10 protein-coding genes are annotated in these 10,561 nt (G+C 62.3%); 2 read left to right on the forward strand and 8 right to left on the reverse strand.

The features are described from left to right. Nucleotides 1-174 precede the first annotated feature (174 nt). Nucleotides 175-1,317, forward strand: a complete 1,143-nt coding sequence (locus tag KGA88_RS30505) for a glycerate kinase (RefSeq protein WP_110662275.1) — start codon at nucleotides 175-177, stop codon at nucleotides 1,315-1,317. A 258-nt stretch (nucleotides 1,318-1,575) separates the two neighbouring features. After that, nucleotides 1,576-2,763 (forward strand): pyridoxal phosphate-dependent aminotransferase, encoded by a 1,188-nt coding sequence (locus tag KGA88_RS30510; protein WP_223596481.1) that lies wholly within the window; start codon nucleotides 1,576-1,578, stop codon nucleotides 2,761-2,763. A gap of 4 nt (nucleotides 2,764-2,767) precedes the next feature. Here KGA88_RS30510 and KGA88_RS30515 read toward each other — a convergent pair whose 3' ends face one another. From KGA88_RS30515 to KGA88_RS30550, 8 genes are all read right to left on the reverse strand, one after another. Further along, nucleotides 2,768-3,745 (reverse strand): 2-hydroxyacid dehydrogenase, encoded by a 978-nt coding sequence (locus KGA88_RS30515; RefSeq protein ID WP_223596484.1) that lies wholly within the window; start codon nucleotides 3,743-3,745, stop codon nucleotides 2,768-2,770. A gap of 21 nt (nucleotides 3,746-3,766) precedes the next feature. Further along, entirely contained in the window at nucleotides 3,767-5,065 is a 1,299-nt protein-coding gene (locus tag KGA88_RS30520) for an MFS transporter (RefSeq protein ID WP_223596486.1), read from the reverse strand. Nucleotides 5,066-5,168: 103 nt separating this feature from the next. After that, a complete protein-coding gene (locus tag KGA88_RS30525) occupies nucleotides 5,169-6,155 on the reverse strand; it encodes a sugar kinase (protein ID WP_411740876.1) in 987 nt (328 codons plus the stop codon). Beyond that, a complete protein-coding gene (locus KGA88_RS30530; protein ID WP_223596488.1) occupies nucleotides 6,148-6,930 on the reverse strand; it encodes a sugar phosphate isomerase/epimerase family protein in 783 nt (260 codons plus the stop codon). Before KGA88_RS30530 ends, KGA88_RS30525 begins: the two co-directional genes overlap by 8 nt. Before the next feature lie 183 nt (nucleotides 6,931-7,113). Next, nucleotides 7,114-8,139, reverse strand: coding sequence for a LacI family DNA-binding transcriptional regulator (locus tag KGA88_RS30535; RefSeq protein WP_110658405.1), 1,026 nt, complete (start codon nucleotides 8,137-8,139; stop codon nucleotides 7,114-7,116). 140 nt (nucleotides 8,140-8,279) lie between these two features. Further along, the gene (locus tag KGA88_RS30540; protein ID WP_110658404.1) at nucleotides 8,280-8,888 is read right to left on the reverse strand and encodes a LysE family translocator; all 609 of its coding nucleotides are present in this window, start codon (nucleotides 8,886-8,888) and stop codon (nucleotides 8,280-8,282) included. A 38-nt stretch (nucleotides 8,889-8,926) separates the two neighbouring features. After that, entirely contained in the window at nucleotides 8,927-9,781 is an 855-nt protein-coding gene (locus tag KGA88_RS30545; RefSeq protein WP_110658403.1) for an AraC family transcriptional regulator, read from the reverse strand. A 76-nt stretch (nucleotides 9,782-9,857) separates the two neighbouring features. Beyond that, entirely contained in the window at nucleotides 9,858-10,499 is a 642-nt protein-coding gene (locus KGA88_RS30550) for a DUF1345 domain-containing protein (protein ID WP_223596490.1), read from the reverse strand. Between the last annotated feature and the right edge of the window lie 62 nt (nucleotides 10,500-10,561).

A 10,561-nucleotide genomic window follows, 5' to 3' on the forward strand; every position in this document is an offset into this window, starting at 1 on the left:
GGGTCAAACAACATTGATGCTGCTGACACACCGCCTTCGCGAGCAAGCCCGCTCCCACAAAAAGCAGGTACTTTGTGGAAATGAACAATAATCCTCATTGCCGTTTGTGCAGCGGACCGGCGTTATTGTTCATGGCGGCTGGCAGCATGTGGACATTGGAACTGGAGAATTCCCATGAAAATCGTGATCGCCCCCGATTCGTTCAAGGACAGCCTCAGCGCTCAAGGCGTGGCCGATGCCATTGCATTGGGATTGGCACAGGTGTGGCCGGATGCACAATTGATCAAATGCCCGATGGCCGACGGTGGGGAAGGGACTGTCGAGTCGATTCTTGCCGCGTGCGAAGGCCAATTGCGTCGTACCCTGGTGCGCGGGCCGCTGGGGGCCACGGTGGAAGCCGCCTGGGGCTGGTTGCCGCAGAGCCACACCGCAATCATCGAAATGGCCGAGGCCAGTGGTTTGCAGTTGGTCCCGGTGGCGCAGCGGGATGCGTGCATCAGCAGCACCTTCGGCACCGGGCAATTGATCCACGCCGCGCTGGATGCCGGTGCTCAACGGGTGATCCTGGCGATTGGCGGCAGTGCGACCAATGACGGCGGCGCCGGTGCCATGCAGGCGCTGGGTGTGAAATTGCTGGACGCCCAGGGGCAGACGCTGTCACCGGGTGGGCTCGCCCTTGCGCAACTGGCCCGCGTCGACCTCAGCGACCTCGATCCGCGTCTGGCGCAGGTGCGCTTCGACATCGCCGCCGACGTCAATAATCCGCTGTGCGGCCCCCACGGTGCCTCGGCGATTTTTGGCCCGCAAAAAGGTGCGTCGCCGGTGCAGGTCGAACAGCTTGACCGGGCACTGGGGCACTTTGCCGAGCATTGCGCGACTGCCTTGGGCAAGGACGTTCGCGACGAACCGGGCAGCGGCGCGGCGGGTGGCCTGGGGTTTGCCGCCAAAGCGTTCCTGGGCGCGCAATTCAAGGCCGGGGTCGAGGTGGTTGGCGAACTGGTAGGCCTGGCCGAGGCGGTTGCAGGCGCCGATCTGGTGATCACCGGCGAAGGACGTTTCGATGCGCAAACCCTGCGCGGTAAGACGCCGTTTGGTGTGGCGCGTGTCGCCAGCCAGCACGCCGTGCCGGTCATCGTCATCGCCGGCACACTGGGCGACGGGTACCAGGCACTCTATGAGCATGGCATCGACGCTGCGTTTGCCCTGGCAAGCGGGCCGATGACCCTGGAGCAGGCCTGTGCCGAGGCGCCGCGTCTGCTGCGTGAACGGGCGACCGATATCGCGCGTGTCTGGCGGATGGCTGTCCGCTGCGGCTGAGAGTTTTTCTGTGGCTTTCTGTGGCGAGGGGGCTTGTCGGAACGCCGCATCGCCCCGTTCGGCTGCGCAGCAGCCGCAATACGTATACGGGATTTACCAGGCAAAAAGCGGGACTGCTTCGCAGTCCAACGGGGGGAAGCCCCCTCGCCACAAAAGCTCCGCCAGCCGATTTGGTGGTGGAATTGAAAGCCATGGTGGCGTGTTTCGTGATTTGAGATAGGGTTGTGGCTGGGAGCACCCGCGCGATAGGAGACCGACATGCGCTACTCAGCCTTGACCCAACGAATTGCCGGTGACGGAGCGGCGGCCTGGCAGATTCACGATCGAGCGCTGCAATTGCGCGAACAGGGCGTCGATGTCCTGTTGCTGTCAATCGGCGACCCGGATTTCGATACGCCACAACCCATCGTCCAGGCCGCCATCGCCAGCCTGTTGGCCGGTGATACGCACTACCCCGAAGTCCGCGGCAGTCGAGGGCTGCGCGATAGCATCGCGCGCCGGCATCGGCAACGCAGTGGCCAGGTGGTGGACGCCGATCATGTGATCGTCTTTCCGGGCGCGCAGTGTGCGGTGTATTCGGTGGCGCAATGCTTGCTCGATCCGGGCGATGAAGTGATTGTCGCCGAGCCGATGTACGTGACCTATGAAGGCGTGATCGGTGCGTGTGCGGCCACAGTGGTCCCGGTGCCGGTACGCCCGCAGAACGGTTTTCGCGTCGACCCGGCGGATGTCGCGGCGCGGATCACGGCGAAGACACGCGCCATCCTGCTCAACAGTCCGAACAATCCATCCGGCGCCAGTTTGCCGCTGGCCATCTGGCAGGAGTTGGCGGCGCTGTGCATTCGTCACGATTTGTGGCTGATCAGCGATGAGGTCTACAGCGATCTGCTGTTCGAAGGCCAGCACATCAGCCCCGCGAGCCTGCCGGGTATGGCCGAGCGGACGGCGACGATCAACAGCCTATCCAAGTCCCATGCCATGAGCGGTTGGCGGGTGGGCTGGGTGATCGGGCCCAAACCCATGGCCGGGCACCTGGTCAATTTGTCCCTGAGCATGCTGTTCGGCATTCCGGATTTCGTGCAGAACGCCGCGCAGTTGGCCCTGGACCGGGACCTGCCGGAAGTGGCCTCGATGCGTGAAGAGTATCGCCAGCGGCGTGACCTGGTGTGTGCCAGCCTGGGCCAATGTCCGGGCCTCAAGCCGATTCGCCCGGATGGCGGCATGTTCGTGATGGTCGATGTACGCCAGACCGGGTTGTCGGCCCAGCGCTTCGCCGAATGCCTGCTGGAGGGCTATGGCGTGTCGGTGCTGGCCGGTGAAGCCTTCGGCCCGAGCGCGGCGGGGCATATCCGCATCGGGCTGGTGGTGGACCGCGGCAAACTGGCGGATGCCTGCCGACGCATTGCCCTGTGCGCGGCGGATTTGCTGGTCGCGCGCCGCGCCTGATCCCTCAAGCTTTCCACGCTCGGGCGTTGACCAGATTGGCCGGACGTTCCCCCGCCAGCGCTGCCAACAGATTGTCCACCGCGCATCTGGCCATGGCCTCCCGTGTTTCATGGGTGGCCGAGCCGATGTGTGGTGTCGCCACCAGGTTGTTCAACTGCAACAACGGCGAGTCCCGGTTCAACGGTTCGCGTTCGAATACATCCAGCCCCGCCGCGCGAATCCGCCCCGCACGCAAGGCTTCGATCAGCGCTGTTTCGTCCACTACCTTGCCCCGTGAAATATTGATGAAGATGCTCTCGGGACGCATCTGGGCGAACTGTTCTGCACCGATCAGCCCTTCGGTTTGCGCAGTCAGCGGCAACGTCAGGCAAACGAAGTCGGCCTGTTGCAACAGCTCCGGCAGGCTTCGGTATTGCGCATTGAACCGCTGTTCCACCGCCGGTTTCGGTGACTGGCTGTGATAGATCACCGGCATGCCAAAGCCGAAATGCCCGCGCTGCGCGAGGGCCTCGCCAATGCGGCCCATGCCAATGATGCCCAGGGTCTTGCCGTGCACGTCGCTGCCGAAATGCGCGGGGCCGATGTTGCGGGTCCACTTGCCTTCGCGAATCATGTTTGCCAGTTCCACGACGCGCCGGGCCGTTGCCAGGATCAGCGCGAAACCAGTGTCGGCGGTGGTTTCTGTCAATACATCCGGCGTGTTGCTGAGCAGGATGTGCCTCTGGGTCAGGTAGTCGATGTCGTAGTTATCGACACCCACCGAGACGCTGGCAATGGCTTGGAGGTCGGGTGCCAGGTCGAGCAGTTCGGCATCCAGTTTCAGGCTGGCACCCAGCAAACCGTGGGCGCGGGGCAGGGCATCGCGCAGTTTGCCCAGGCCCTCGGCATCAAGGTTTTCGATCAGCGTCACTTCGGCCTGCTCGTGCAGGCGAGCCATCAATAGCGGCGAGAGTTTCTTGTACAGGACGACCTGCTTTTTCATCTTAGAGATCTCAACTTCAATTCAGGAATGTGCCGTGGCGGTGCGCGTTACCGTGGCCGTGGGCCGCTCCCGATCGCTGGCGCCGGGCTTGAGGAAAGTCGTCAATACCACCGAAAACATCAGTGCGCCGCTCATCAACAGGTACGAGGCGCCGGGCGAACCGGTGGAGCTGTTCAGGTAACCGACCAGATACGAACCGCCAAAGGAACCGAGGGCGCCCATGCTGTTGATCAGCGCCATGGCGCCGCCGGCGACGTTGGCCGGGAGGATCTCCGGAATGATCGCGAAGAACGGTCCGTAAGGCGCGTACATGCAGGCGCCGGCAATCACCAGCAGGGTGTAGGACCACCAGAAGTGTTCGGCACCCAAGGCGTAGGAGCCATAGAAGGCAATCGAGGCAATCAGCAGTGGCGGCCAGACGAAACGTTTACGTTTTTGCAGCTTGTCCGAACCCCAGGACACCAGCAGCATGCCGATCACCGCCGCCAGGTAGGGCAGCGCCGACAGCCAGCCGGCCTGGACCATGTCCATCTGCGCGCCGGCCTTGAGGATCGACGGCAGCCACAGCACGAAGCCGTACACGCCAATGCTCCAGCAGAAAAACTGCAGGGCCAGGATGATCACCTTGGGTGAGCGGAACGCTTCGGCGTAATTCTTCACGGCCTTGATGCCAACCTGTTCGGCGGCCAATGCGCATTCCAGGTCCTGTTTTTCCTGGTCGTTGAGCCACTTGGCCTGGGACGGACGATCATCGGCCAGGCGCCACCAGATGAATGCCCACAACACCGCTGGCAAACCTTCGACGATGAACATCCAGCGCCAGCTGTAGTGCTGCACCAGATAGCCCGAGACCACCGACATCCAGAGCATGGTCACCGGGTTACCGAGGATCAGGAAGGTGTTGGCCCGCGAGCGTTCGGCGCGGGTGAACCAGTGGCACAGGTAGATCAGCATCGCCGGCATCACTGCGGCTTCGACCACGCCAAGCATGAAGCGGATGACGATCAGCCAGTAGGCATTGGAGACGATCCCGGTCAACGTCGCCAGGCTGCCCCAGAGGATCAGGCTGACGAAAATCAGCTTCTTCACACTGTGTTTCTGCGCGTAGATCGCGCCGGGGACCTGGAAGAAAAAGTAGCCGAGGAAGAACAGCGCGCCGAGCATCGACGACAGGCCTGGGGTGATCATCAGGTCGGCCGCCATGCCGGAGGCGGCGGCGAACCCGTAGTTGGCGCGATCGAGGTAGGCCAGGCTATAGGTGATGAACACGATGGGCATGATGTACCACCAGCGGCGGGTGGCGAGCGTTGCGGTTTTCATGGTGGTGCTCCTGAGCTTGTTGTTTTTGTCGCAGCAGGTAACGGTTTAAATCTTCAGTGACTGCACGGGCCTCATCGCGGGCAAGCCCGCTCCTACATTGGATCTACGTTCGACACACATCCCCTGTGGGAGCGGGCTTGCTCGCGATGGCGATCTCAAATTCGCTGACCATTTCGGATCGTGTGGGCAACCCCTCCATATCCCCCCGACTCTGCACCGCCCGGCTGCCAATCCAGTTGGCCCGCTTCACGGCTTCGGCAACGCTTTGGTTTTCCAACAGCGCGCTGATCATGCCGACGGCAAAACCATCGCCGGCACCCACCGTATCGACCACCGTTGCCACCGGCACGCCCGCCACGAAACCTTGATCTACATGTGTGCGGTAGTAAGCCCCGTGCGGGCCAAGCTTGATCGCCACGGCTTCGGCGCCCTGGTCGAGGTAGAAGGCGGCGATGTCGGCCGGGTCTTCGAAACCGCTCAGCAAGCGACCTTCGCTCAACCCCGGTAGCACCCAATGGGCGAGGGCGGCGAGGCGGTTGATCTCGGTGATCATTTGTCGTTCGCTGGCCCACAGGCTCGGGCGCAGGTTCGGGTCGAAGGACACACTGCGCCCGGCCTCGCGCATGCGGGTCATCAATTCGAACGACATCTGCCGCGCCGACTCCGACAGCGCCGGGGGAATGCCGGTGGCGTGCAGATGTCGGGCCTTGAGCAATTCGGGCACGATCGAGTGCGGCGACAGGTGACTGGCCGCCGAACCACGACGGAAGTACTCGACCACCGGATCGCTGCCATCGTCGGTGCGCGACTTGAGTTGAAAGCCGGTCGGGTGGGCGGTGTCTATGTCGACGTGGCGGCAATCCAGGCCTTGTTTTTCCAGGGTGTCGACCACGAACCGGCCCAACGAATCGGCACCGACACGGCTCAGCCATGCCACGTTGAAGCCCAATCGGGAAAGGCCAATGGCGACGTTGCTGTCAGCGCCGGCAATGCGTTTGTGGAAAGCACCTACACTGGCCAGATCACCGGCCTGGTCGGCGACGAACATCGCCATGGTCTCGCCAAAGGACAGAATATCGATCTCAGACATGAGCACTCTCCAGCTGCGATTGGCCGAGGTGGGCGAGGGCAGCGACGTGCTCGGTGGTCAGTTGCACCAGGTCATCGCCTTGCAGCGGATATTCCGCGGCCCGCATAACGCCTTGGGCCATGTGCCGCAGCAGGTGTTCCCACTGTTGCAGGTCACTGACGGCGGGTGGGATGGCGACGAGTTTGCCGTCGGCACGGCGCGTGACCGCCTTGCAATGCACATAACCGACGTGACGACCAAGCAACCGCGCGGCGCTGGCGGCGCACTGGTCCTGCCAGTGCCAATTGCCGATATCGAAGGTCATTTTGATCGGCAGCCTGTGCTGCTCGACGTCCGCGAAAAAACGCTGGAAGGGTTCAATGCGGCCGCCGTGCAGGGTCTGGTCGTTTTCCACCAGCAACTGCACGGCGCTTTCGCCCAGCACTCGGGCGAGGGTTTGCAGATCGCTGTTTTCGGTGAAGTAGCCCAGCGACACCTTCAGCCATTTGGCGCCGAACGCCCGGGCGCGTTGCAGGGCCGTGAGCAGTTCGGGGTTGGGCCTGGATTGGCCGGCCAGCCATAGCTCCATGGGTGACGAATACACGCTCTCAAGACCTTCTGCTTGAGTGGCATCGGCCAGTTGAGCAGGGTCCTCGAGGGTCAGCAGTTCTTCGCGCCACTCAATGCGCGTGGCGCCGGCGGCGGCGAGAATGCCGATGAAGCTGCCCTGGCCACGTTGACGCACAAGGTCGGCGCCGTAGCTGGAAAGGCTGATGGAAACGGCTGGTCTGTTCATTGTTTTTATACCTCTGAAACCGGTTTCATTTTTGTTCAAAAAAATATCAGGCAATTGTGTGTTGGTCTTTCGGGCCTCTTCGCGGGCAAGCCCGCTCCCACAGGGGGGTGATGTCGTACACAAGATGAGTGTTCTACTCCGATCACTGTGGGAGCGGGCTTGCCCGCGAAGAGGCCGGGACATTCACCGAAAATTTCCAAGGGTCGACCCCCTAACAACCAGCCGCGCCGAAAAATCCAGCGTCCGCACCGCCCCGTCATCCCCGCGCAGTCGCTTGAGCAGACACTCAAACGCACTGGCGCCGATCTCGGTGGTCGGCTGCGCGAGGGCGGTAATGCCGCTGCCCACCAACGGGTACCAATCCAGGTCATCGAGGGCGATCAGGCCCAGGTCATCAAACAGGTTGATCTTGAGTTCACGCAACGCATGGGTGCTGGCCAGCGCCGCGATCCCGTTCGCGCAAAACAGCGCTTTCGGACCCGGGCCAGGCGTGTCGAGGAAGGTTTTCAGGCGAGTGGTCAGTTCGCTGCCGGTTTCGATCGAGGTGCCGCGAAGCGCCGGGCGCTGTTCGATTTGCGCCTTGAAGCTGTTGACCCGCTCGATCCGCGAGCTGGTACCGTCAAACGGTTCAGTCACCAGCAACACATCGCGATAACCGCGCTCTTCAAGATGGGCGAGGGCCATCTCGACGGCCTGCGGGTTGTCCAGCCCGACCATATCGCTTTCAAGGTGCTCGACCTTGCGATCCACCAGCACCAGGGGCATTTCCCGGTGCAGTTCGTGTAATTCGTCACGGTGATGACCGAGGGTGTTCACGATCAGGCCTTCGATGTTGTACGAGCGCAGCAGGGCCAGGTGTTGGCGCTCTTGCTCGTCGTCGCGGTCGGTGTTGCACACCACCAGGCTATAGCCGTGCTGACGGCAGGCGGTTTCCACCCCGTGCATCACGGCAATCGAATAAGGGTTGCGGATATCGGCCACCAGCATGCCGATCAGGCGGGTGCGCCCGCGTTTCAGGCCGCGGGCCATCTGGTTCGGGCGATAGCCGAGTTCGGCAATGGCCTGTTCGATGCGCTGGGCGATGGCATCGGAGAGCAGGGCACGATCCTCGCCAATGAACCGCGATACGCTGGCCTTGGAGACCTTGGCGTGTTCGGCCACGTCGAGCATGGTCACGCGGCTGCGCTGGGCGGCGGAGAAATCATTCACGGTCTGAAACCTTCTTATTGGATTTATAAGGTCGAGTGCTTCGTGAGACAGCACTGAAACCGGTTTCAGAAGACACCAAAAGCCGATTCGCCGTCAAGTCCCCAATGCTTGATTGTCGAACAATGATCGACAAGTGGGGTTCAGGCCAGCACGCTCAACCACGCTGAACCCAGCAACAACAGGCCCATGCAGCGATTGAAGCGTTGCATTGCAGAGGGTGAACGCAACCAGCGGCTTGAACCGGCACCGAGCAGCGCCCAAACACCCAGGCAGGGCAAGGAAACCAGGAAAAACACCAAGGACAGGTTCATCACGTGCACGAAGCGGTCTTCGCCAGCGCCGGCGAAGACGCTGACCACCGCCAGCGCCATCATCCAGGTTTTCGGGTTGATCCATTGCAGGCTGGCGGCGCCCATCCAGCCCAATCGATCTTCGGTTTTTCCCAGGCTGATGGCTGCAGCCGGGGCGCGGAAAATCTGCCAGGCCAGATGACTCAGCCACGCTACCCCGACCCACTGCATGACGCTTTGCAGTGCAGGCCATGCCGTCAGTGACGAACCAACGCCAGTACCCACCAGCAGCACGAGTGTCGCGGCACTGGCGCAGGCACCGAAGATGATCGGCATGGCGGCGCGCAAGCCGTATCGGGCACTGTTGCTGAGCACCAGGATGTTGGTCGGGCCGGGGGTGATCGAAGCGACAAAGGCAAACAGCAAGAACGGCAGTAACGTCGGGAAAGAGGACAGCATTGCAGGCTAACTCCAGTGAAGATCTGTGAAGTCGATCTTCACAATCCACGGGCCTGCCTGTCTGGAAGATTTGAGCAGCGTTTGCGGTACAGCGCCGGTGTCAGGCCGTAGGCGCGCATGAACCAGCGCCCCAGATGACTCTGGTCGGCAAAACCCAACTGCATCGCCACCGTGGCCGGTTGTTCGCCACGGGCCAGCAGTCGGCGGGCGGTGGCCAGGCGCAATTGCACCAGGTACGCGTGGGGCGCCATGCCGTAAGCGGCCTTGAACGCGCGGGTCAGGCGGAAGCGGTCGACGCCTGTGACGGCGGCCAGTTGGTCGAGGCCGATGTCGTATTGCGCGTTGGCATGCAGGTATTCCCGGGCCTTCTGCGCCACTCGTGGCAGACGCGGGTCCTGGCCATCGCGAGCGCGCCAGTGCAAGTGGCTGGTCAGGCGTTCGAGCAAACCGTCGAGGGCGGCCTGGCGGATGATCTTCAGCTCGCCATGGTGCAAGGTTTCAAACGCCAGGCTGGTGGCCTGGGCCAGGCGGGCATCGCAGGCCAGGGTGGCGGCGAAGCTCAGCTGGCTGTTGTCGGGGGCATGCTCGAACACGGCGCCGAGTTCGCGCTGCAACCACTGCGGGTCGAGGTACAGCATGCGGTAGGTGAAACCATCGACGGTCGGCGCTTCACCGTCATGGATGTCACCGGGCTCGAGCAGGAACACCTTGCCCGGCGTGCTCTGGTGCCTGGCCCTTCGGCAATTGAATTGCTGAACGCCTTGCTCGGTGACCCCCACCAGATAACTGTCGTGCCAGTGCGGGTCATAGGCATGGCCTTCGAAATGCGCGCGCAGGGTCTCGATGCCGGTGTCGGCGTCCTGGGTCAGGTCGATCCAGTTGTGAGAAGTCATGGGGCACCTGCGATACGGTTTACCGGGCTATTTAACCTCCGGACCGAGGGCCATGCCTAGAACGTTTGTGCAGTCGTCAGCCGAACAGGCCCGCGGCGATGTTGATTGAGAACCCGAGAATGGCGGTGTTGAACAAAAAACCGATCAACGACTGCGCGAGCACTATCTTGCGCATACCCTGCGTGGCGACGCCGACATCCGAGGTTTGCACCGCCACGCCGATGGTGAACGAGAAGTACAGGAAGTCCCAGTAGTTGGGGGACGTCAGCCCTTCGGCAAAACGCAGCGCCGGCTCCTTGCCGTCCCAGAGGTAATACAGCCGCGCGTAATGCAGGCTGAAGATGACCCCGATCAGCAGCCATGAGCCGATAACGGTCAGCGCGGTGAAGCCGTAATGCATCAACTTGCGCGTGGTTTCCAGGTCTTTGCTGCCGGCCAGTTCGAAGGTGATGGTCGCCAGGCTGGCCAGTGCCGCAATGCTCACCAGCGCCAGTACCAGCCCGGCGTTTTCGTCTTCGATTTCGGCGATGCGTTTCACGTCGGTCGCTTTCGAACGCACAGTGAGCCAGACCATCAGCAGCAGGTAGACCCAGACACCGGTATTCCAGCCGATGAGGATCTTGCTGATCGGCGAACCGGCCGGAACCAGCAAGCCCACCACGATGCCCAGCAGGATGGCGGCGGACAGGCGAGGGTGGGTGCGGGTGAGGAAGGACATGGAGGCTCGATGGGCTTTGGGCTATGCCAACACCTTAGCCCAGGTAACCACAATCTTGAAAC

The sequence above is a fragment of the Pseudomonas sp. A-R-19 genome (genome assembly GCF_019956575.1).
GTDB lineage: Bacteria > Pseudomonadota > Gammaproteobacteria > Pseudomonadales > Pseudomonadaceae > Aquipseudomonas.

Excerpts from the sequence above, each read along its gene's own strand:
- KGA88_RS30505 (WP_110662275.1), top strand. The coding sequence starts at position 175 with ATGAAAATCGTGATCGCCCCCGATTCGTTCAAGGACAGCCTCAGCGCT.
- KGA88_RS30510 (WP_223596481.1), top strand. The coding sequence starts at position 1,576 with ATGCGCTACTCAGCCTTGACCCAACGAATTGCCGGTGACGGAGCGGCG.
- KGA88_RS30515 (WP_223596484.1), bottom strand. The coding sequence starts at position 3,745 with ATGAAAAAGCAGGTCGTCCTGTACAAGAAACTCTCGCCGCTATTGATG.
- KGA88_RS30520 (WP_223596486.1), bottom strand. The coding sequence starts at position 5,065 with ATGAAAACCGCAACGCTCGCCACCCGCCGCTGGTGGTACATCATGCCC.
- KGA88_RS30525 (WP_411740876.1), bottom strand. The coding sequence starts at position 6,155 with ATGTCTGAGATCGATATTCTGTCCTTTGGCGAGACCATGGCGATGTTC.
- KGA88_RS30530 (WP_223596488.1), bottom strand. The coding sequence starts at position 6,930 with ATGAACAGACCAGCCGTTTCCATCAGCCTTTCCAGCTACGGCGCCGAC.
- KGA88_RS30540 (WP_110658404.1), bottom strand. The coding sequence starts at position 8,888 with ATGCTGTCCTCTTTCCCGACGTTACTGCCGTTCTTGCTGTTTGCCTTT.
- KGA88_RS30545 (WP_110658403.1), bottom strand. The coding sequence starts at position 9,781 with ATGACTTCTCACAACTGGATCGACCTGACCCAGGACGCCGACACCGGC.
- KGA88_RS30550 (WP_223596490.1), bottom strand. The coding sequence starts at position 10,499 with ATGTCCTTCCTCACCCGCACCCACCCTCGCCTGTCCGCCGCCATCCTG.